This is a genomic window from Sphingomonas sp. GW821-FHT02B09 (genome assembly GCF_059421875.1).
In genome coordinates, this window is the sequence record NZ_JBWKVV010000002.1 from 642,939 (window position 1) to 665,101 (window position 22,163).

Consider the following 22,163-nt stretch of genomic DNA (forward strand, 5'->3'; position numbering starts at 1 on the left):
CGTATCTTCCGGGATATCGGTTCGTCCTCACCCTCCGCCGCAGGCGGCGAGGGGTGAGGACGACGCGGGCGTCAACGATTGGCGGCGATGATCTGGCGGATGCGCGCCTCGACCGCGGGGTCGCGGCCATCGCCGCCGCCGCCGGCATAGGCCTGCGCTGCGGGCTTGCCGAGCAGCGCGCCCGAGCGGTTGGCGGTGTCCACCGTCGTGTTGACCGACAGGCCGACGCGCAGCGGATTGCGGGTCAGCTCGCGCGGGTCGAGGCCGATGCGCACCGGCACGCGCTGGACGATCTTGATCCAGTTGCCGCTGGCGTTCTGCGGCGGCAGCAGCGCGAAGGCGTTGCCCGAGCCGGCGCCGACGCCGATGACATGGCCGTGGAAGACCACGTCGTCGCCGTACATGTCGGCGGTCACCGTCGCCGGCTGGCCGATGCGGAGGTCCTTGAGCTGCGTCTCGCGGAAATTGGCGTCGACCCACACCTTGGCGAGCGGCACCACCGCCATCAGCGGCGTGCCGGCGGCGACCTGTTGACCGATCTGCACGGTGCGCTGCGCGACGACGCCGTCGATCGGCGCGACGATATGCATGTGGCTGCGCGTGATCGCGGCGCGGCGATAGGCGGCGGCGGCGGCGAGCACCGCCGGATTGGTGGTGGTGTCGGTGCCCTGTACCGTCGAGCGCGACTGCGCCTGCTGGCTGCGCGCGAGGTTGAGGTTGGCGCGCGCGACCTTCACCGCGTCGGCGGCATGCGCGAGTTCCTCGCCCGAGATCGCGCCCTGCGCCGCGGCGCCCTGACGACGCGCATAGTCGGCGGTGGCGGCGGAGAGCTGCGCCTGCGCCTGGACGACCGCGGCGCCGCTCTCGCTGACCTTGCTGATGTCGGCGCGGGTCGAGCGGACGGCGCGGGCGAGTTCCGCCTCGGCAGAGGCGAGCGCGACGTCGGCGGTGGCGGGATCGAGGTCGAGCAGCGGCGCGCCGGCCTTCACCGTCTGCGTATTGTCGGCATGGATCGCGGTGATCTGGCCGGGATCGCGCGCGGTGATCGCGACGACGTCGCCGGCGACATAGGCGTCGTCGGTCTCCTGCTCGGGCTTGGCGAGCAGGAAGTGGAACACCGCCCAGACGATCAGCGCGATCACGACGATCACGGCGAGGATCAGGAAGCCGCGGCGACGCGTGCGCGGCTTGCCGCCGGCGCTCGCGGGTTGGGGCGTTGGGGCTTGCGTGTCGGTCATCGGCGGGGTTCCTGGGAGGAGGAGAAGCCGCCACCGAGCGCCAGCACCAGCGCGACGCGCTGGCGGGCCGCATCGGCGACGAGATTGGCTTGCGTCAGTTCGGCATCGAGCAGGCGGACGTCGTTGTCGACGAGGTCGAGCTTGCTATCGAGCCCGCTCGAGACGCGGATCGCGTTGAGGCGGTTGGTCTCGCCGAAGCCGCGGACGACCTCGGCGGTGCGCGCGCGCTGTTCGCCGAGGTTGGCGACGAGCGCGATCGCGTCCGCCGCGTCGCGCACCGCGCCGATGACGCGGTCGTTATAGTCGGCGGTGGCGAGATCGAGCGCCGCGGTTGCGCCGGCGAGGTCGGCCTTCAACCGGCCGTTGTCAAACAGGGGCAGATGGATCGCAGGCCCGGCGCCGGCGGTGCCGGCATCGAGGCTGACCAGATTGCCGAGCCCGATCGCCTGGAAACCGGCGAGCGCGGTGAGGTTGACGTTGGGATAGAAGGCGCGGCGCGCGACCTGGCGGCCGGCGGCGGCGGCCTCGATCCGCGCCTGCGCCGCGGCGATGTCCGGGCGGCGGGCGAGCAGGTCGGCGGGGACCTGCGCGGGCAGCGGCAGCGCCGCGTCGAGGCGCAGCATCGCCGGGCGGATCGTTGCGGCATAATCGGGGCCACGCCCGGCGAGCGCGGCGAGCGCATTGGTCGCGAGCGCGCGGGCGCCGTCGGCGCGGACCAACGCGGTCTGCGCCTGCGCCAGCAGCGTCTGCGCCGCGGTCGCCTGCAGATTGCTGGCGAGGCGGTTGCGGATGCGGATGTTGACGAGGCGTAGCGAGTCCTGGCGGGTCGCGATCGTGCGGCGGGCGATCGTCGCCTCCGCCTCGGCGCGGGCGAGGTCGATATAGGTCTGCGCGACCGAGCCGGCGATCGCGAGGCGCGCGGCGGCGAGGTCGAGCGCGGCGGCGCGCGCCGAGGCGCGGGCGCCGGTGATCGCCGCCTTCTGCCGCCCGAACAAATCGAGGTTCCAGGTCAGATTGGCCTGCGCCTGCCCGACGAAGCGGACCGAGCCGCCATAGGGCGGCGGGATGATGTAGCGGCCGGACAGGCGCTGGAGCTGCTCGTTGGCATCCAGCGTCACGTCGGGGCCGGTGTCGGCGCGGCGGCTGGAGAGCACCGCCTGCGCCTGGGCGATGCGGGCGAGCGCGGCGTCGAGCGTCGGATTGCCCGCGGTCGCATCGGCGACGAGCCGGTCGAGCTGCGGGTCGCCGAAGCCGGTCCACCAATCGTCGGCGATCGCCGGGGTCGCGGCGCCGGTGAGGCCGAGCGTCGGGGGCGCGACGGGCGCGACCGCGGGGGGGCTGGCCGGAATGGCGCAGGCGCTGAGCAGCAGCAGCGCGGCGGGGGATAAATTCGCTATCTTCACGCAAAGACGCCTTCGTCGGGGGTCTGTTGGACGGTGTCGCGGAGCCGCTGGAGGAGGCGGATCAGGTCCAAAATATCCCTTTCCTCCCAATCACTTAGCCAGTGGTTCCAGACGCGGATGACGGCATCGCGGACGGTGCCGGCGATGTGTTCGCCGGCAGGCGTCAGGGTGAGCCGGACGACGCGGCGATCCTCGCCGCCGTCGCGGTCGCGCATCACCCAGCCGCGCTCCTCCAGCGTGTCGACCAGCCGGGTGGTGGCACCCTTGTCGTGACAGAGGTCGCGCGCGATCTCGGCGCAGGTCGACGCGCGGTTGAAGTGGAGGGCGGCGAGCGCGCTCCACTGCGTCTTGGTGATGCCGGCGGCGACGAAGATCGGCTCGAGCACGGCCGCGCCGAGCTGCTCCGACCGGCGCAGGAGATAGCCGATCGAGTTTTCCGGAGTGAAGTTCGACTCGGAATAATAATCCATGTCGTTGCCATGGCAATGGTTGCTTCGGCAGTCAATCGAATGTTGCGAAGTGTTTCTCCGAACGGTATTTCATCGCCGGTCGCGACTGCGTCCTGCGTAGAGAATGACGCGCGCTAACCGGTTCTTAGGGGGGGTGGGGTACCTCCGCGGTTCGATTGTCAGGACGGCATCTCATGGAATTTCCGTTGATCGCGCCGCGGCCGCCGCGGCTGAGCGAGCTTACCGAGGGCCTGCGCCGCATCGAGGCGTCGGGCGTGTTCAGCAACAACGGGCCCGAGGTGCGCGCGTTCGAGGCGGAGGCGACCGAGCGGCTGTTCGGCGGCACCGGCGCCTGCCTCGCGGTCGGCAATGCCACGCTGGGGCTGATCGTCGCGTTGCGGCAGGCCGCGGGGATGCAGCTGCGACCGGGGACGCTGGCGTTGATGCCGGCGCTGACCTTCGCGGCGACCGCGCAGGCGGCGCTCTGGGCGGGACTGACGCCGCTGATCTGCGACATCGAGGCCGACGGCTGGACCGCCGATCCGCGGCAGGAGGAGGCGCTGCTCGCGCGGTACGGCGCGCGGATCGGCGTCATCGTGCCCTATGCGACGTTCGGCACCGCGATCGACCTAGACCGCTATGCCTGGCTCGCCGACCGTCACGGCGTCGGCGTGGTGATCGATGCGGCGGCGTCGCTCGGCACGCGCGACGGCGACGGGCGCGGGTTCGGCAGCGGCGCGCCGTTCACCCTCGTCTATTCGATGCATGCCACCAAGACCTTCTCGGTCGCGGAGGGCGGGCTGATCCACAGCGGCGACGTCGCCAGGATCGACCAGTTGCGCGGCATGATCAATTTCGGTTTCGAACGCGGGCGCAGCGCGACGCTGCCCGGCATCAACGGCAAATTGCCCGAGGTGATCGCGCTGATGGCGCGCGCCAAGCTCGCCGAGATCGATGCGGTGTGCGACCATCGCGCCGCGATCGACGCCGCCTATCGCGCTGCGCTGCCCGGCTTCGCGATGCAGCGGCCATCGGGGCGGCGGCAGGCGACGCAGTTCATGCCGGTGCTGCTGCCGCCCGAACTGGCGGGAGAGCGCGACGCGATCGTCGCGGCGCTCGCTGCGGACGGCGTCGGCGTCGGCCAGTATTTCAGCCCGCACCTCGGCGAACAGCCGCTGTTCCGGGACAGCGCGCTGATCGAGCCGACGCCGGTCGCCGACGCGATCGGCGGCCGCATGCTGAGCCTGCCGATCACCGATGCGATGACCCCCGCCGACGCGCCGGTGATCGCCGCGCGGCTGGCGGGCGCGGTCGCGCGGGTGTCCGCGACCGGCGCGACGCGGCAGATGGGGACGGCGATGCAGGATCTGACGACGGTGGTGATCGGCGGCGGCCCCGCCGGCACCGCGATGCTGACCTCGGCGAGCAAACAGGGCAAATTGGCGCCGCTGGTCGAGGCGGGGTTCGCGATCGTCGAGCAGAGGGCGCGGATGGGCGCCGGCGAGCTCGGCTCCTATGCGATCCGCTCGGACACCACCGCCGAGACCTTCCTGTCGGCGGTGAAGAACAATCCGCATCCCGAACTCGCCGAGCTGGAGCATCACCCCGCCGGGCAATTGATGGGCCGCTACGTCGCCGAACTCGGCGCGCCATTGGTCGATACCGCGCCGCTGCTGTCGGCGACCGCGGACCGGCTGCGCGACATCGTCGTGCGGCACGGCGGCGCGGTGCTGACCGGCCATGCGGCGCAGCGCGTGCAGCGCACTTCCGATGGCCGCTGGCAGACGACGGTCAGCGACGGTGCGGGCGTCACGCGCGCGCTGGTGTCGCGCAACGTCGTGGTCGCGACCGGCGGGGTGCAGACCGACGACCAGGTCTCCGCCAAGCGCGTCGCCGGCGTCGCGCTCGGCGCGCTGGCGGGCGAGCGGCTGATCCGCTCCGATACGGTGCTGCGGCTCGGCGGGGTCGAGCAGGTGCACGAGCGGCTGCGCGGCATCCCGTCGCCGCGGGTCGCGATCATCGGCGCCTCGACCAGCGCGATCGCCGCAGCGGTGCTGCTGCTCAAGAGCCAGCCGGGCTTCGCCTTCGGCGCGGGGGCGGTGACGCTGCTGCATCGCCAGCCGCTCAAGCCCTTCTATCCCAACGTCGCCGCGGCGCATGCCGACGGCTTCCACGATTTCGACGACAACGACATCTGCCCGGTCAGCGGCTTCGTGCTGCGGCTCGCCGGGCTGCGGCTCGAATCGCGCGAACTGGTGCTGCGCATGCTGTCGCTCGGCGGGCGCACGCCCGATCCGCGCGTCGCCTCGCACCGCATCGCCGGCGACGAGGATGCGGCGGCGCGGGCGATCATCGCGGAGGCGGATCTGGTGATCGGCGCGCTCGGCTACCGGCCGCGCGCGGTGTCGCTGCTCGGCGTCGACGGCGCGCCGCTGGCGCTGGCGCATCATGCCGGCCGGCCGATGGTCGATCGCCATTGCCGCATCCTCGACGCACAGGACCGGCCGGTGCCGGGCGCCTATGGCATCGGCCTGTCGGCGGGCTTCGTGCCATGGGGCCGGCTGGGCGGCGAGGCGAGCTTCCGCGGCCAGGCCAACGGCCTGTGGCTGTGGCAGAACGACGTCGGCCAGATGATCGTCGACCAGCTGCTCGACCGGGAGGCGCAAGAGGCGGCATGACCACGCCGGTCGTCTCGGTCGTCATCCCCGGCTATAACGGCGAGGCGTTCATCGGCGCGACGCTGGAGTCGCTCGCCGCGCAGACGCTGGCGGCGTGGGAGGCGATCGTCGTCGACGATCGCTCGAGCGACGGCACCCGCGAATTGGTGCGCGGCTGGCCCGACCCGCGCGTGCGGCTGATCGAGAACGAGGTCAACGGCGGGCCGGTGCGCACCCGCAACCGCGGCGTCGCCGCGGCGCGCGGGCGGTTCATCGCCGGGCTCGACCAGGATGACCTCTGTTTGCCCGAGCGGCTGGCGCGGCAGGTCGCCTATCTCGACGCGCATCCCGACGTGGTGCTGGTCGGCACGCAGGCGGAGCAATTGCGCGACGGCAAGGTCTCGGCGATGCACTATGCGCCGCATACCACGCCCGAGCTGATCGCGTGGCTGAGCTGGATCGAAAATCCGCTGGTCTGGTCGACGGTGATGGTGCGTGCCGAGGTGGCGCGGACGCTCGATCCGTTCACCCGGCCCGAGATCCTCTATGCCGAGGATTTCGACCTGTATCACCGCGTCGGCGCATTCGGACGGATCGCGCGGATCGACGTGCCGCTGCTGCGCTATCGCCAGCATGCCGGCGGCGCCTCGAAACGGTTCACCGACACGATGCGCGATTCGGCGATGCGGGTGCTGGCCGAGCGGCATGCGGGGGTGCTCGGCGTCGAGGAGGCGGCGGCGATGGCGCGGCTGCTGGTGCTGCACAATATGGGCGGCGTGCCGGTGCCCGACCGCGCGACGCTGCAGCGGCTGGGCGCGGGAATCGCGACGTTGCAGGCGGCGTTCCTCGCGCAGGAGCGGCCCGATGCGGAGAGCCGCAAGCTGATCCGCTGGGAGACGGCGCGGCGCTGGGCGCGGATCGGGCGGGCGGGGCTGCGCTCGGGCGCGGTGCGGCTGCGCGACGTGCTGGCGGCGCGGCCGGCGCACCTCGGGCTGGGCTATGCGGGCGGCGAGACGTTGCTGTGGTCCGCCGCGGTGGGCGCGGTGCGCCGCGGGCGGCGTGGGCGAGGCGAGGGTTGAGGTTTGGGGGGTAGCCCCCTTCGTCATCCCGGCGCAGGCCGGGACCCATGGTTACGGTGCGGCCAGTGGTGCGTGCTGCCATCCGCCGCGCGTGTCCATGGGTCCCGGCCTTCGCCGGGATGACGATAAGGGCGGGGGTTGCGCGCCCCTCCACCGTCATCCCCGCGGAGGCGGGGATCCAGACGCGCGGATCTTCGCTTGAGCCGCGACGGCGGCGTGTATGGATCCCCGCCTTCGCGGGGATGACAATGAAAGCGGAGTGTTTGGCGGGCGCCGTCGCCCTCCGCACATCACAGCGTCCGGATGATCCCCGAGAAATCCGTTCCGCCGTTCCCGGCGGCGACGAACGCCTCGTACAAGGCGGTAGCATGCGCGCCGAGCGGGGTCGTCGCGCCCGCGCCGTCGGCCGCCTGCATCGCAAGCCGCAGGTCCTTGAGCATCAGCGCGGCGGCGAATCCGCCCTGATAATCGTGGTCGGCGGGCGTCTCCGGGCCGACGCCGGGGAGGGGGCAATAGCTCGTCATCGACCAGCTCTGGCCCGAGCTGACCGACGAGATGTCGTAGAAGGTCTGCGCATCGAGCCCCAGCCGTTCGGCGAGCCGGAACGCCTCGCAGGTCGCGATCATCGTCGCGCCGAGCAGCATGTTGTTGGCCATCTTGGCGGCCTGGCCGGCGCCGCTCGCGCCGGCGTGGATCACCGCCTTGCCCATGTCGGCGAGGAACGGGCGCGCGCGTTCGAACGCATCGTCGGGACCGCCGACCATGAAGGTGAGCGTGCCGGCATTGGCGGCGCCGATCCCGCCCGACACCGGCGCGTCGACCGCGGCGAGGCCCTTGGCCGCCGCGGTCCCGGCGACGCGGCGCGCGGTGGCGACGTCGATCGTCGAACAGTCGATCAGGATCGCGGACGGCTCGGCGTGGCCGAACACCGCATCGGCATAGACGCTTTCGACATGCGCGCCGGCGGGCAGCATGGTGACGATCGCCTCGGCACCCGCAACCGCCTCGGCAGCGCCGGCGACGGGCAGGCAGCCGGCCGCCTGCGCCTTGTCGAGCGCCGCGGCGCTGAGGTCGAAGGCGCGGACGTCATGGCCGTGCTTCGCGAGGTTGGCGGCCATGCCGCCGCCCATGTTGCCGAGGCCGATGAAGGCGACGCGTGCCATGTCTCTCTCCTATTGCCGGATCAGGTCGCGGCCGACGATCATCCGCATCACCTGGTTGGTGCCTTCGAGGATCGAATGGACGCGCAGGTCGCGCCAGAAGCGCTCGATCGGATAGTCCATCAGATAGCCGTAGCCGCCGTGCAATTGCAGCGCGCGGTCGACGCTGCTGCTGCCGGTATCGGTGGCGAGCCGCTTGGCCATCGCCGCGAAGCGCGTCTTGTCGGGGGCGTTGGCGGTCACCTTCGCCGCCGCCATGTAGAGCAGCGCACGCGCCGCCTCCAGCTCGGTCGCCATGTCGGCGAGGGTGAATTGGGTGTTCTGGAAGTCGGCGATCGCCGTGCCGAACTGCTTGCGGTCCTTGGTATAGCGGATCGCCTCGTCGAGGCAGCGCTGCGCGCCGCCGAGGCTGCACGCGCCGATGTTGAGGCGGCCGCCGTCGAGCCCCATCATCGCGATGCGGAAGCCCTCGCCCTCGGCGCCGACCAGATTCGCCACCGGCACGCGGACGTTGTCGAACGTCACCTGCCGCGTCGGCTGCGAATGCCAGCCGAGCTTGCGCTCGTTGGCGCCGAACGACACGCCGGCCATGTCCTTCTCGATCACCAGCGCCGAAATGCCCTTGGGCCCCTCCTCGCCGGTGCGGACCATCGTCACGTAGACCTCGTTCTCGCCGGCGCCGGAGATGAACTGTTTCGAGCCGGTGACGACGTAATGATCGCCGTCGCGCACCGCCTTGGTCTTCAGCGCGGCGGCGTCGCTGCCCGAGCCGGGTTCGGTGAGGCAATAGCTGCCGAGCCGGTCCATCGTGACGAGGCTGGGGAGATATTTGTCCTTCACCGTCTGCGACCCGAAGCGGTCGATCATCCAGCTCGCCATATTGTGGATCGAGATGAACGCGCTGGTTGACGGGCAGCCATAGGCCATCGCCTCCATGATCAGCGCCGCCTCGAGCCGGCCGAGCGCGATGCCGCCGCTCTCCTCCGACACGTAGATCGCGGCGAAGCCGAGTTCGGCCGCCGCCTTGATCGTGTCGCGCGGGAAGATGTGCTTCTCGTCCCATTCCGCCGCATGGGGCGTGATCCGGTCGGCGGTGAAGCGGCGCGCGAGCTCCTGGATCTCGCGCTGGTCGCCCGTGAGATCAAATTGGGGGGTCAGGTCGAACTGGTTGTCCATGATATCCTCAGGCCGGGCAGCGGCTGTAGCGGAACGAGCCGGCGCGATTGGCGTCGCCCCTGGCCTCGCGCACCAGCGTCTTGCCGTCGTCGAGCAGGGTGAGCGTGGTCGGTTCGGACCAGGTCATGCCCTCGCCGCTCATCGGCAGGTCGAAGGCGATCTGGTCCGGGCGGGTCTGGCGGATCGTGGCCGCGGTGCCGCGCGATTCGAAGAAGGACAGGCGGTTGCCGGCGATGGTCAGCGTGCCCTTGTCGGCACCGCTCGCCGGGTCGCAATCGCCCGACACCATGCCCCAATGGCCCTGGAAGCCGCCGGGAATCGCGGCGATCGGCGAGGGGCTGACCGCGGGGATCGGCACGACGCTGTTCTGCGGATCGACGGTGAGGTCGTTTGGCGTCGGCTCGACCGCGGCGCTGCCGCCCGACGATTCGTTGTTGGCCGATTCGCCGCCCGAACAGGCGGCGAGGCCGAGCGCGGCGGCGAGGAGGATCGTGCTGCGCATGCCGGTCAGCCCATCGTCGGGATGACGAAGGCATCCTGGATGCGGCTCGGGCCGCCATCCTCGCTGCCGCCGGGGAGCGCCGAGCCGTCGGGCCAGCGCTGCGTCACCGTCTTGACCTTGGTCCAGAATTTGACGCCTTCCATGCCGTGCTGGTTGGTGTCGCCGAACGCGCTGCGCTTCCAGCCGCCGAAGCTGTGATAGGCGACCGGCACCGGGATCGGCACGTTGATCCCGACCATCCCGACATTGACCCGCGCCGCGAATTCGCGCGCGGCATGGCCGTTGCGGGTGAAGATCGCGACGCCGTTGCCGTACTGATGCTCGCTCGGCAGCCGCACCGCGGTCTCGAAATCAGGCGCGCGGACGATCTGGAGGACGGGGCCGAAGATCTCCTCCTTATACGCCGACATGGCGGGCGTGACGCGGTCGAACAAGGTCGGGCCGACGAAGAAGCCCTTCTCATGCCCCTGCAGCGTGAAGCCGCGGCCGTCGACGACCAGCTCGGCGCCCTCGTCGACGCCGGTCTGGATCCAGTTTTCGACGCGCTGCTTGTGCGCGGCGTTGACCACCGGGCCGTAATGCGCCTGCGCATCGGTCGACACGCCGACGCGCAACGCGGCGATCGCCGGGATCAGTTTCTCGCGCAGCGCATCGGCGGTCTTGTCGCCGACCGGCACCACCACGGGCAGCGCCATGCAGCGCTCGCCCGCCGAGCCGAAGGCCGCGCCCGATAGATCGGCGACGACCTGGTCGAGATCGGCGTCGGGCATGACGATGCCGTGGTTCTTGGCGCCGCCCATCGCCTGCACCCGCTTGCCCGCCTCGACGCCGCGGCGGTAGACGTAATGCGCGATGTCGCTCGACCCGACGAAGCTGACCGCGCTGATCGCGGGGTGATCGAGGATCGCGTCGACCATCGCCTTGTCGCCATGGACGACCTGCAGGATGCCCTCGGGCGCGCCCGCCTCCCGCATCAGCTCGGCGAGCCGCACCGGCACCGACGGATCGCGCTCGGACGGCTTGAGCAGGAAGGCGTTGCCGGTGGCGATGGCGACGCCGAACATCCACATCGGGATCATCGCCGGGAAGTTGAACGGGGTGATCCCCGCGCCGATGCCGAGCGGCTGGCGCATCGAATAGACGTCGATGCCGGGGCCTGCACCCTGCGTGTACTCGCCCTTCAGGATGTGCGGGATGCCGCAGCAGAATTCGATCACCTCCAGCCCGCGCTGGATGTCGCCCTTCGAATCGGCGATCACCTTGCCGTGTTCGGAGGAGAGCAGATGGGCGAGCGCGTCCATGTTCGCCTCGACCAGTTCCTTGAAGCGGAACATGACGCGGGCGCGGCGCTGCGGATTGGTGGCGGCCCAGCCAAGCTGCGCGGCCTGCGCCGCGGCAACGGCGCGGTCGAGATCGGCCGCGCTGCCGAGCGGCACGCGCGCCTGGATCTCGCCGCTGTTGGGATCGAACACGTCGCCGTAGCGCGTGGCATCACCGCCGGCCGATCCGACGATGAGATGATCGATGATACGCATCCTCGCTCCTTCGTGCCGCTTTGGTCGGCTTTGGCGCTTCCGTCGCAGGGTCGGGCGTGCGGTGCAAGAGGGGGCGGGCAATTGGTGGGGAAGGCTGACGTTTTTGTGGGGTCAGGGTGTCGGCAGTCATGGGCGGAGGAACACGGCCCCTGCTGGCGCGCCCGTCGGACACATTCGCACGCTCCCGCACACGGCAATTCGGCCTTTAACCGCGACGGCACGCGGGTAAGTAATGGCAGCTAAAGGCTTTTTATCCCTGTTACCGCTAATATAATCTAATGTTTAGATCAGCCCATAAAAAGTAATGGCATAGATCGTGTGCAGAATAGGTAGGCGGGTTAAATCCTAGTCAACTGGTGTATGCAGTCGTGATAATTGCAAAATGGGCATTTGTACTTTCTGTTTCGATTGCAATGGCTTCGCCAGCCGGCGCGGAGCAGGTCGAGAAAAAGACACCCGATCGCAAATCGAAGGTGGGGGCAAATGCGGAGGCCAAGGCATCCCGCACCGCCTCGACGACGAGCGAGGACAATGCCGCGTCACAGACCATCGTCGTTACCGGGACGGCACATCACGATGCGGTGACGGGGGGAGCCTTGGGCGTGCGGTCCGACCTCGATACGCCGTTCTCCGCACGCGTGGTGAGTGCGGACGAGATCGAGGAACGTCAGGTCAGATCGCTGGCACGGGTATTCAGCCAGGATGCGTCGGTCGTCGCCAACGGCGACACCTATACGTTCAACAGCTATTCGCAGACGGTCCGCGGCATCCCGCTCGACGACCTTTACGGCTACCGGATCAACGGCGATCCGTTTTACATGACGACGGTGGAGCTGCCCCTCGAATCGTTTCAGGCGGTGCAGTTGCTGAAGGGCGCCTCCGGCTTCCTCTATGGCTTCAACGCGCCGGGAGGACTGGTCAACTATCAGACGAAGCGACCCACGCCGGACGCTTTCGTCGCCGCGGATCTGGGATATTCGTCGAACACGGTCTTCCTGCAGCATATCGACACCGGCGGCCCCATCGCCGCAGGCCTCGGCTATCGTCTCAACCTGACGCACGAACAGGGCGGCACCTACAGCGGGTCGCACGTCCTGCGCTATTCGGGATCGCTCGGTCTCGATGCGCATCTCACCGACACGCTGCTGTGGACCGGCGACCTGATCTATCAGGATCGCCGCATCAAGGGTGGAACGGAGGATTTCTTCATCGACGATCCCGTCGCTTATGGCGCGAACGCCTTGCCGCGACCGATCAGCGGCACCACCAATCTCGCCGCCTATCCCGATCTGTTCTTCAACAGCCACGTCTTCTACGGCGCCACCGGCCTGCACTGGACCGCCGACCCGCATTGGACGGTCAAGGCCGACTATAGCAACAGCCTGGACTGGCGGACCTACAAGGCGGAATGGATGCCGCTGATCAACCGCAATGGCGACTATGGGGTGAAATTGAACACCAATCCCCGGTCATGGTCGCGCTACAATCAGGCACAGGTCACGCTCGACGGATATTTCACCACCGGACCGCTCGCCCATCAGCTGACGCTCGGCGCGACGTGGCAGGACCTCAAGCGTTATCTGCCGCGCGATCGGCTGAACACGGTCATCGGGTCGCAGAACCTGTATCGACCAGTGACGCCGGTGAACTATCCCAGCGCATTCACCGATGCGATCTACCGCAGCTATCATTCGATACAGGAAGGCGCGTTTGCCAGCGACACGATCAGCCTCGGCGACGTGTCGGTGATCGGCGGCCTGCGGGTAACGCGCTACGTCGAGCATCAATACAGCAAATCGGGCGTTGCCAAGACCTATGCCAAGACGCCGGTGACGCCCGTCGCCGCGATCCTGTACCATCCCTTGCAGGGCGCCACCGTCTACGTCAGCTACGTTCAGGCGCTCGAAAGCGGGATAACGGTCCCCGATAGCTTCGCGAATGCCCGCGAGACGCTGCCACCGGTGATGTCCGACCAGATCGAGGTCGGCGCCAAGGTCGAACGACCGACGTGGTTGCTTTCGACGGCATTGTACCGCATCGATCGGGGCGCCCAATATGCCAATGCCGCCAACGTCTACGTGTCCGACGGCACGCAACGCTATCAGGGCGTCGAGGCCAATGGACGCGTCGGGCTACCGCTCGATCTGTTCGTCGCCAACAGTGTCGCGATCGAGGAGGCAACCTATCTGAAGTCGGAACGGGATCTGCAAGGGCGACAGGTCGAGGGCGTTCCGCGATTCAAGGACACCGTGCAGGTCACCGAGCGGCCAACCGGTCTGCCCGGTTTCAGCGCCACCGCCGAACTATCCTATACCGCCAGATTGTGGGGCAATGCGGTCAACAGTTTCCGCGTTCCCTCGACGACGTTGATCAATCTGCGGGCCGGTTATGACATCGGCTCCGCCGCCCATGCCGTGACGCTTCGGGCCGAAGTCGACAACGTCGCGAACCTCCACCATTGGGGCTATCTCGGGTCGGGCTATGTTTTCGTGGGTGAGCCCCGGACGGTCAGGTTGAACGCCAGCGTCAAGCTCTAGGCGTGACGGGATCGGGGCAGTCCCCCGATCCCCCGTGCTTCACTCCGCCGCGGCTTTCTTCGCCGCGGGCTTCTTCGCCGGCGCCTTCTTGGCCGCCGCGGGCTTCGCCGTCGTCTTCGTCCCCGCCGCCTTGGCCGCGGGCTTCTTCGCCGCGGCCTTCTTGGCGGGCGCCTTCTTCTTCTTCGCCGGTGCCGCCGCCGCGCGGTCGTCGATCAGCTGCGCCGCCTCTTCCAGCGTCAGCGCCTCGGGCGTGATCGACTTGGGCAGGGTCGCGTTGGTCTCGCCGTCGGTGACATAGGGGCCGTAGCGCCCCTCCATCAGCTTGATCTCCGCCTCGGTGCGCGGGTGCTTGCCGAGCTCCTTGAGCGGCGCACGCGCGGCGCCACGTGCCGGCCGGCCGCCACCCGCCGCCGCCTCGGCGAGCTTGACCACCGCGGCGTTCATCCCCGTCTCGAACACGTCGGCGGTCGATTGCAGCCGCGCGTATTTGCCGCTGTGCGCCAGATACGGCCCGTAGCGGCCGATCGACGCGGTGATCGGCTCGCCCGTCTCCGGGTGGTTGCCGATCGTGCGCGGCAGGCTGAGCAGCTTGAGCGCCCATTCGAGGTCGAGCTCGCCGGGCAGGTCCTTGGGAATCGAGGCGCGCCTGGCCTCCTTGCCCTCGCCGAGCTGGATATACGGGCCGAACCGCCCCGACTTGCGCTCGACCTCGAGCCCCGTCGCCGGGTCCTTGCCGAGCCCCTCGGGGCCGCTGTCGCCTTCCTCGCCGCCGGGCTGGGCGAAGCGGCGGGTGTATTTGCACTCGGGATAGTTGGAGCAGGCGATGAATGCGCCGAACTTGCCGCCGCGCAGCGCCAGCTTGCCCTCCTCGCATTTGGGGCACAGCCGCGGGTCCGATCCGTCCGCCTTGTCGGGGAACAGATAGGGCGCGAGGAAGACGTCGAGCTCGGCGGTGATCGCGCTGGGCTGCTGATCCATCACCTCGTTGGTGCGCGGCTTGAAGTCGCGCCAGAAGGCTTCGAGCACCGCCTGCCATTGCGCGCGGCCGCCCGAGACGTCGTCGAGCTCCTCCTCCAGCTCCGCGGTATAGTCGAAGCCGACGTATTTCTCGAAGAAGCGCTCGAGGAAGGCGGTGACGAGGCGGCCGCTTTCCTCGGCGAAGAAGCGGTTCTTCTCGACGCGCACATAGGCGCGGTCCTTCAGCGTCTTGATGATCGAGGCATAGGTCGACGGGCGGCCGATGCCGAGTTCCTCCATCCGCTTGACGAGGCTCGCTTCCGAGAAGCGCGGCGGCGGCTGGGTGAAATGCTGTTCGGCGTCGACGGCCTTTTTCGCCGGCGCGTCGCCCTCGCGCAGGCGGGGCAGGCGGCGCGCCTCCTCATCCTGCGTGTCGTCCGACCCCTCTTCGTACAGCGCGAGGAAGCCGGGGAAGAGCACGACCTGGCCGGTCGCGCGCAGTACGTTGCGGCCGGTGCCGTCCGCCATCTCGACGGTGGTCCGCTCCATCCGGGCCGAGGCCATCTGGCTGGCGAGCGCGCGCTTCCAGATCAGCTCGTACAGGCGGTTGTGGTCGCCCGAGCCGGCGCGGTCCTTGGTGAAGTCGGTCGGGCGGATCGCCTCGTGCGCTTCCTGCGCGTTCTTCGCCTTGGTCTGATATTGGCGCGGCGAATCGGGGACGTAGCTCGCGTCATAGCGGTTGGCGATGGCGAGGCGCGCGGCGGAGATGGCGCTGCCGTCCATCTGCACGCCGTCGGTGCGCATATAGGTGATCGCGCCATCCTCGTAGAGGCCCTGCGCGATCCGCATCGTATGGTCGGCGGAGAAGCCGAGCTTGCGCGCCGCCTCCTGCTGGAGCGTCGAGGTGGTGAAGGGCGGCGGCGGGTTGCGCGTCGCCGGCTTGGTCTCGACGGTCTGGACCGAGAAGCGGCCCTCCTCGACCGCGGTCTTGGCCTTGAGCGCGTCGCCCTCGGTGCCGATCGACAGGCGGTCGAGCTTTTTGCCGTCCCATTGCACGAGGCGCGCGACGAAGGGCGTGCCGTCCTGCTCCATCTGCGCGGTGACGGACCAATATTCCTGTGCCTTGAACGCCTCGATCTCGCGCTCGCGGCCGACGATCAGCCGCAGCGCGACCGACTGGACGCGGCCCGCCGACTTGGCGCCGGGCAGCTTGCGCCACAGCACCGGCGACAGCGTGAAGCCGACGAGATAGTCCAATGCGCGGCGGGCGCGATAGGCGTCGATCAGGTCGGTATCGAGCTCGCGCGGCGCCTTCATCGCGGCGAGGATCGCCGGCTTGGTGATCGCGTTGAAGGTGACGCGCTGGACGTCCTTGGGCAGCGCCTTGCGGCCGCGCAGCACCTCCTGCACGTGCCAGCTGATCGCCTCGCCCTCGCGATCGGGGTCGGTGGCGAGGATCAGGCGGTCGGCAGTCTTCGAGAGATCAGCGATCGCTTTCAGCTGCTTGGACTTGTCCGCATAATTCTCCCATTCCATCGCGAAATTCTCGTCCGGGTTCACCGAGCCGTCGCGCGCCGGCAGATCGCGGACGTGACCGTAGGAGGCGAGGACGCGGAAATCCGAGCCGAGATACTTTTCGATGGTTTTCGCCTTGGCGGGCGATTCGACGATGACGAGCTGCATGGCGGTTCAATAGCGTCCTTACGTGTACGCGCGAGGGTGGCGAGCGGTCGGGGCTTGCGTCAAGTCGGGGGCGTGGGGCGAAACGTCAACGGGTGGGGAGGCGGGGGCCGCCGGCGTCAGGCGATGAGGCTGACCCGGCCGCCGGCATGCCGTTCCAGCCGGGCGGCGAGTTCGAGTTCGAGCAGCACCGTCTGGACGATCGCCGGGGCAAGGCCGCTCTGGCGGAGCAGCTCGTCGACCGGGACGGGCGCCGGGCCGAGCAAGGCGGTGATGCGGGTGCGGTCGGCGTCGCTCGCATCCGCCGGGGGCGGGGCGGCATAGGACGACGCGGGCGCGCGGACGGCGCGGGGATCGATGGGGCGGAGCTGTTCGAGGACGTCGGCGGCGGTCTGGATCAAGGTCGCGCCGTCGCGGATCAACTGGTTGCAGCCCTGCGCACGCGGGTCGAGCGGGCTGCCGGGCACCGCCATGACCTCGCGGCCCATCTCGCCCGCCAGCCGCGCGGTGATCAGCGAGCCCGAGCGCGGCGCCGCCTCGACCACCACGGTGCCGAGCGCGAGGCCGGCGATGATCCGGTTGCGCGACGGGAAATGGCGGGCGAGCGGCTGGGTGCCGGGCGGCTGTTCGGCGATCAGCAGCGCGTCGCTTGCCACCTGATCCTGCAATGCGGCGTTTTCTGGCGGGAAGGCCACGTCAATGCCGCTGGCGATGACGCCGATCGTGCGTGGCAGCGCGCCGACGTGCGCGGCGGTATCGATGCCGCGGGCGAGGCCGGAGACGATCGTCGCACCCTCCGCGGCGAGGTCGTGCGCGAGGCTGCGCGCGAAGCGGCACGCCGCCGCCGAGGCGTTGCGCGCGCCGACGATCGCCACCGTCGTTCGACTTGCCAGCGCGAGGTCGCCGCGCAGGATCAGCGCGGGCGGGGCGGTGTCGATCTGGGCGAGCAGCGGCGGATAGTCGGGATCGTCGAGGAACAGATAGCGCGCGCCGAGCCGCGTCGTCGCCGCCATCTCGCGCTCGACCGCGGCGCGCTCGGCGATGCGCGGCGGGGCGCCGCCGCCGCGGCGGGCGAGCGTCGGCAGCATGTCGAGCGCCGCCTCGGCGGTGCCGAAGCGGGCGAGCAACTGGCGCCAGGTGACCGGGCCGATCCCGGTGGTACGAAGGAGACGGAGGCGCGCGACATCGCGCTCAGCCATCGCGGAGCGCATTCGTGTCCTCGCCGTCGCGCGCGCCGCCGATGCGCGGCTCGGTCCCGGCGAGCAGCCGCTCGATATTGTCGCGATGCTTCCAGAGCACGATTGCGGCGAGCGCGAGCAGGAGCATGACGAGATCGAACCGCCCGAACAGCGCGCCGCTGACCGGCGCGCTGACCGCCGCGGCCATGCCGGCGACCGAGGAGATGCGCAGGCTGGCGAGCAGGCCGAGCCAGACGGCCGCATAGACGAGGCCCATCGGCCAGTGCAGCGCGAGGACGATGCCCATCAGCGTCGCGACGCCCTTGCCGCCCTTGAAGCGCAGCCAGATCGGGTAGCAATGGCCGACGAACGCCGCCGCTGCAGCGATCATGCCGTCGCCGGGGAACAGCCATTCCGCCAGCCACACCGCCGCCGCGCCCTTGGCGAGATCGAGCAGCAAGGTCGCCGCCGCCAGCCCCTTGCGGCCGGTCCGCAGGACGTTGGTGGCGCCGATATTGCCCGAGCCGATGCTGCGCAGGTCGCCCGCGCCCGCCAGCCGGGTGAGGATGACGCCGAACGGGATCGATCCCAGCACATAGCCGAGCAGCAGCGCGCACGCCGGCGCGATCCAGAGTATGTGCGTATCCAAAGCTGCCCCGTCCTCCCCGGCGGATCATAGCGGGTCCGGGGCGGTTTCGCCAATGGGCGCTTCCTGATCTCGATCAAGGTTGGCGCGTCGCGCGGCGGCGGCTTATGGACGCGGCGATGGATGATGCGCCGATCCTGTTCTTCGATTCGGGTGTCGGCGGCCTGTCGGTGGTCGCACCGACGCGCGTGCTGCTGCCGCGCGCACCGATCGTCTACGCCGCCGATTCCGCCGGCTTCCCGTACGGGATCAAGAGCGAGGCGGAGATTGCGGCGCGGGTGCCGGCGCTGCTCGGGCGGCTGGTGGAGCGGTACCGGCCGCGGCTGGTGGTGATCGCCTGCAACACCGCCTCGACGATCGCGCTGCCGGTGGTGCGCGCGGCACTCGACGTGCCGGTGGTCGGCACGGTGCCGGCGATCAAGCCCGCCGCGGCGCTGAGCCGCAGCCGGGTGATCGGCGTGCTCGGCACCGAGGCGACGGTGCGCCAGGCCTATGTCGACGATCTGGCGGCGCGGTTCGCCGGGGATTGCACGGTGCTGCGGCACGGCTCGGCGGAGCTGGTGCGGCTGGCGGAGGCGAAACTGGCGGGGGCGACGGCCGATCCGGCGCGCTATCGCGCGGTGCTCGGCGGGCTGTTCGATCAGCCAGAGGGGGCGCGGATCGACGTGATCGTCAATGCCTGCACGCATTTCCCGCTGGTCGCGGCGGAACTGGCGGCGGCGGCGCCGGCCGGGCTGCACTTCGTCGATGGCGGCCCGGGGATCGCGCGGCGGATCGCCTTCCTGACCGAGGGGCAGGGCTGGCCGGCGGACGGGTCGGTGCATCGTGCGGTGTTCACGCGGCTGGGCGACGCGGAGCGGGCGCTGGCGCCGGCGCTGGCGGGATACGGGATCGGGACGATCGAGGGGCTTTGAGTCGTGCCGGCCGGCGGGTTGGGCGCCGGCTTTTTCGTCCCACCGTTCGCCCTGAGCCTGTCGAAGGACGGTGCCATGTACGGAACGACCGCCTGTGGCACGGGCGCTTCGACAGGCTCAGCGCGAACGGTGGAGCGTGGGGCGGGCGTTTCCCTTCTACCAGCATCCAGCCCTGTGCCGGTCGACGGGTCGTGCCGCGCCGGCCCGGCGAGGGTGGGACAAAATGTCCAGCCTGACGATCACGCTGAGCGCTTTTATCCACTGGCAAGCCCGTCGCCGCATCGGTACATGGTGCCCATGAGCAGCGACGGTACCGACGTACGCGTGGATTATTCGCGCGTCTTCACCCAGGCGATCGATCGCCTGCACAGCGAGGGCCGGTATCGGGTCTTCATCGACATCCTCCGCAACAAGGGCGCCTTCCCGAACGCGCGCTGCTTCGCCGGCCATAACGGGCCCAAGCCGATCACCGTCTGGTGCTCGAACGACTATCTCGCGATGGGCCAGCACCCGAAGGTGATCGCGGCGATGGAAGAGGCGCTGCACGACGTCGGCGCCGGTTCGGGCGGCACGCGCAACATCGGCGGCAACACCCATTATCACGTCGATCTTGAGCACGAACTCGCCGACCTGCACGGCAAGGAAGGCGCGCTGCTGTTCACCAGCGGCTATGTCTCGAACGAGGCGACGCTGTCGACGCTCGCCAAGATCCTGCCGGGCTGCGTGATCTTCTCGGACGAGCTCAACCATGCCTCGATGATCGCGGGCATTCGTAACGCCGGCTGCGAGAAGCGCATCTTCCGCCACAACGATCTCGCGCATCTCGAGGAACTGCTCGCCGCCGAGGATCCGACGGTGCCGAAGCTGATCGCGTTCGAGAGCGTCTATTCGATGGAGGCCGACGTCGCGCCGATCGCGGCGATCTGCGACCTCGCCGACAAATACAATGCGCTGACCTATCTCGACGAGGTCCATGCGGTCGGCATGTACGGCGCACGCGGCGGCGGCATTTCGGAAGCCGAGGGCGTCGCCGACCGGCTGACGATCATCGAGGGCACGCTCGGCAAGGCGTTCGGCGTGATGGGCGGCTATATCGCCGCCGACCAGACGATCATCGACGTGATCCGCAGCTATGCGCCGGGGTTCATCTTCACCACCTCGCTGTCGCCGGTTCTGGTCGCGGGCGTGCTCGCCAGCGTCCGCCACCTCAAGGCGTCGAGCGTCGAGCGCGAGGGCCAGCAGGCGTCGGCGACGCTGCTCAAGACGATGCTGAGCGAGGCGGGGCTGCCGGTGATGCTCGGCAGCACGCATATCGTGCCGATCCTCGTCGGCGATCCGGTCAAGGCGAAGCGGATCAGCGATATCCTGCTCGCCGAATATGGCGTCTACGTGCAGCCGATCAATTATCCCACCGTGCCGCGCGGCACCGAGCGGCTGCGCTTCACCCCCGGCCCGAGCCACACGCCCGAGATGATGCGCGAGCTGACCGACGCGCTGGTCGAGATCTGGAGCCGGCTCGCCTTGCGCAAGGCGGCCTGACGCGGCGTCCGGGAGTCGCCGGTGTTCGGCGGGGTTCAGGACTATCAATATCGCGGCGGCAGCGAGGTTCGATCGGTTTCCTCATGAGGCCCGTTACCCCGGACTTGTCGAGGTTTTTGTGAAAGTCCCGATCTCAGATGAATCAGCCCAGTGCTCCTGCGAAAGCAGGAGCCCAGAGCCAAGCTGAACAACGCTTCATGGCGCTCGGGACTCCTGGGCTCCTGCGTTCGCAGGAGCACTGGGCGACTTTCGTAGAGGTTTCGAACAAGTCGAGGTTCCCTTCCGCGGCGAGGGGAACGGCTAAGAAATACACCTTACCCTCGCGGCCCGGCGGACCCCGGAACGAGTCCGGGGTGACGGGGTGGGTTGGGAAAGCGTCCGGCCCATGCGACGGAGCTCGGCGAAGTCGGGCAACGGCGTGGAGCCGCCCGCGCGATCAGCTGGCCGACAGGCCGCAGATGATCCCGCAGAGGATCGTCAGCCCGCCGAGCCCGATCGACAGCGGCACGCGCAGCGTCATCCAGCCGGTGGGGGCGTGGGCGGACTCGACCAGGCGGCGGTCGATCAGCAGGGTGGTGATCACCGCCGAGCCCATCAACACCAGCGCGAGGCCCAGCGGCAGCACATGGGCGATCGACAGCAGGATCAGCAGCGCGCCGAACAGCGACGGCAGTACCGCCAGCGTCGCGATCCGGCCCTGATCGCGGCCGCTGCGCATCGCGAAACCCCACCAGATGCCGCCGAGGAAGCTGAGGATCAGCGCCGCATAGGCGAAGGCGAACATCGGCCCGACATCGCTTTCGGCGGCGAAGAAGCAGGTGGCGACCGCGGCGATCTGCGGGAACAGCCCGGCATAGCCGAGGATCAGCGGCGATTCGCCGACGCTGCCGCGGGCGGAGACGGGATCAGCCATGCCGGCGAGCGCGGGAGCGAGGAACTTGCGGCATATTCTTATCCTGCATTGCGTGGTTGGCTTAGCGCGCGAGCGACGCGCTACGTTCCGCAACAGGTGTGGCATTTGCCGGTGTCCCCCGCTAAGGCGCCCTGACCGCCCATCATCGTCACGGGACGTCACCCTTGCGCATCGCCTTCGCCTCCGATCACGCCGCCGTCGCGCTGAAGGCGCTGCTGGTCGATCATGCCGGCACGCTCGGCCATGCGGCGATCGATCTCGGGCCGGACATTGATGCGCGCGTCGATTATCCCGATTACGGCTACAAGCTGGCCCGCGCCGTCGCGGCGGGCGAGGCCGATTTCGGCGTCGCTTTGTGTGGATCGGGGATCGGCATCTCGATCGCGGTCAACCGCGAGCCGGCCTGCCGCTGCGCACTCGTCTCCGAACCGCTGTCGGCGGCGCTGGCGCGCCAGCACAACGACGCCAACGTCCTCGCGATGGGCGCGCGGCTGATCGGTCCCGATCTCGCCAAGGCCTGTCTCGAGGCCTTCCTCGCCGCCCCGTTCGAGGGTGGCCGTCACCAGAACCGCGTCGACAAATTGTCGCGAAAGGACTGAT

General features: G+C 69.4%; 17 protein-coding genes. 6 read left to right on the forward strand and 11 right to left on the reverse strand.

Translation table 11 applies throughout. From position 1 onward, the window contains the following. Positions 1 to 71: 71 nt before the first annotated feature. The 3 genes from AC07U4_RS10955 to AC07U4_RS10965 are packed head-to-tail and all read right to left on the reverse strand — an operon-like array spanning position 72 to position 3,111. Entirely contained in the window at positions 72 to 1,238 is a 1,167-nt protein-coding gene (locus AC07U4_RS10955; RefSeq protein ID WP_038663849.1) for an HlyD family secretion protein, read from the reverse strand. Further along, on the reverse strand, positions 1,235 to 2,635 hold the full coding sequence (locus AC07U4_RS10960) for an efflux transporter outer membrane subunit (protein WP_495195862.1): 1,401 nt from the start codon (positions 2,633 to 2,635) through the stop codon (positions 1,235 to 1,237). Before AC07U4_RS10960 ends, AC07U4_RS10955 begins: the two co-directional genes overlap by 4 nt. Positions 2,636 to 2,637: 2 nt before the next feature. Beyond that, positions 2,638 to 3,111, reverse strand: coding sequence for a MarR family winged helix-turn-helix transcriptional regulator (locus tag AC07U4_RS10965; RefSeq protein WP_495195422.1), 474 nt, complete (start codon positions 3,109 to 3,111; stop codon positions 2,638 to 2,640). Between the two features lie 173 nt (positions 3,112 to 3,284). Here AC07U4_RS10965 and AC07U4_RS10970 point away from each other — a divergent pair, with 173 nt between their 5' ends. Further along, positions 3,285 to 5,768 (forward strand): DegT/DnrJ/EryC1/StrS family aminotransferase, encoded by a 2,484-nt coding sequence (locus AC07U4_RS10970; RefSeq protein WP_495195423.1) that lies wholly within the window; start codon positions 3,285 to 3,287, stop codon positions 5,766 to 5,768. Beyond that, positions 5,765 to 6,826: a glycosyltransferase family 2 protein gene (locus AC07U4_RS10975; protein WP_495195424.1), complete on the forward strand. Its 1,062-nt coding sequence runs from the start codon at positions 5,765 to 5,767 to the stop codon at positions 6,824 to 6,826. Before AC07U4_RS10970 ends, AC07U4_RS10975 begins: the two co-directional genes overlap by 4 nt. A gap of 290 nt (positions 6,827 to 7,116) precedes the next feature. On the opposite strand, the gene mmsB is transcribed toward AC07U4_RS10975, so the two are convergent. From mmsB to AC07U4_RS10995, 4 genes are read right to left on the reverse strand one after another with little or no spacing between them, the layout of a single operon-like run. After that, positions 7,117 to 7,989, reverse strand: a complete 873-nt coding sequence (mmsB, locus tag AC07U4_RS10980; protein WP_495195425.1) for a 3-hydroxyisobutyrate dehydrogenase — start codon at positions 7,987 to 7,989, stop codon at positions 7,117 to 7,119. A gap of 9 nt (positions 7,990 to 7,998) precedes the next feature. Next, positions 7,999 to 9,162 (reverse strand): acyl-CoA dehydrogenase family protein, encoded by a 1,164-nt coding sequence (locus AC07U4_RS10985; protein ID WP_495195426.1) that lies wholly within the window; start codon positions 9,160 to 9,162, stop codon positions 7,999 to 8,001. A gap of 7 nt (positions 9,163 to 9,169) precedes the next feature. Further along, the gene (locus AC07U4_RS10990) at positions 9,170 to 9,664 is read right to left on the reverse strand and encodes a hypothetical protein (protein ID WP_137899861.1); all 495 of its coding nucleotides are present in this window, start codon (positions 9,662 to 9,664) and stop codon (positions 9,170 to 9,172) included. A 5-nt stretch (positions 9,665 to 9,669) separates the two neighbouring features. Next, the gene (locus tag AC07U4_RS10995) at positions 9,670 to 11,199 is read right to left on the reverse strand and encodes a CoA-acylating methylmalonate-semialdehyde dehydrogenase (protein ID WP_495195427.1); all 1,530 of its coding nucleotides are present in this window, start codon (positions 11,197 to 11,199) and stop codon (positions 9,670 to 9,672) included. A gap of 413 nt (positions 11,200 to 11,612) precedes the next feature. Here AC07U4_RS10995 and AC07U4_RS11000 point away from each other — a divergent pair, with 413 nt between their 5' ends. Then, positions 11,613 to 13,736, forward strand: coding sequence for a TonB-dependent siderophore receptor (locus tag AC07U4_RS11000; protein WP_495195428.1), 2,124 nt, complete (start codon positions 11,613 to 11,615; stop codon positions 13,734 to 13,736). A gap of 39 nt (positions 13,737 to 13,775) precedes the next feature. Here AC07U4_RS11000 and topA read toward each other — a convergent pair whose 3' ends face one another. From topA to plsY, 3 genes are all read right to left on the reverse strand, one after another. Further along, positions 13,776 to 16,376, reverse strand: a complete 2,601-nt coding sequence (gene topA / locus AC07U4_RS11005; protein WP_495195429.1) for a type I DNA topoisomerase — start codon at positions 16,374 to 16,376, stop codon at positions 13,776 to 13,778. 116 nt (positions 16,377 to 16,492) lie between these two features. Continuing rightward, complete coding sequence (dprA, locus tag AC07U4_RS11010) at positions 16,493 to 17,572, reverse strand: DNA-processing protein DprA (protein WP_495195430.1); 1,080 nt, start codon at positions 17,570 to 17,572, stop codon at positions 16,493 to 16,495. Beyond that, a complete protein-coding gene (gene plsY / locus AC07U4_RS11015) occupies positions 17,565 to 18,200 on the reverse strand; it encodes a glycerol-3-phosphate 1-O-acyltransferase PlsY (protein WP_495195431.1) in 636 nt (211 codons plus the stop codon). The genes dprA and plsY overlap by 8 nt, the downstream gene beginning before the upstream one ends. Before the next feature lie 116 nt (positions 18,201 to 18,316). On the opposite strand from plsY, the gene murI reads away from it, so the two are divergent. Together murI and hemA are read left to right on the forward strand one after the other, a co-directional pair. Then, entirely contained in the window at positions 18,317 to 19,111 is a 795-nt protein-coding gene (murI, locus tag AC07U4_RS11020; RefSeq protein ID WP_495195432.1) for a glutamate racemase, read from the forward strand. A gap of 297 nt (positions 19,112 to 19,408) precedes the next feature. Next, positions 19,409 to 20,650: a 5-aminolevulinate synthase gene (hemA, locus tag AC07U4_RS11025; protein WP_038667350.1), complete on the forward strand. Its 1,242-nt coding sequence runs from the start codon at positions 19,409 to 19,411 to the stop codon at positions 20,648 to 20,650. A gap of 436 nt (positions 20,651 to 21,086) precedes the next feature. Here hemA and AC07U4_RS11030 read toward each other — a convergent pair whose 3' ends face one another. Next, the gene (locus AC07U4_RS11030) at positions 21,087 to 21,563 is read right to left on the reverse strand and encodes a DUF3429 domain-containing protein (protein WP_495195433.1); all 477 of its coding nucleotides are present in this window, start codon (positions 21,561 to 21,563) and stop codon (positions 21,087 to 21,089) included. Between the two features lie 164 nt (positions 21,564 to 21,727). Here AC07U4_RS11030 and rpiB point away from each other — a divergent pair, with 164 nt between their 5' ends. Next, complete coding sequence (rpiB, locus tag AC07U4_RS11035) at positions 21,728 to 22,162, forward strand: ribose 5-phosphate isomerase B (RefSeq protein ID WP_495195434.1); 435 nt, start codon at positions 21,728 to 21,730, stop codon at positions 22,160 to 22,162. Position 22,163 lies beyond the last annotated feature (1 nt).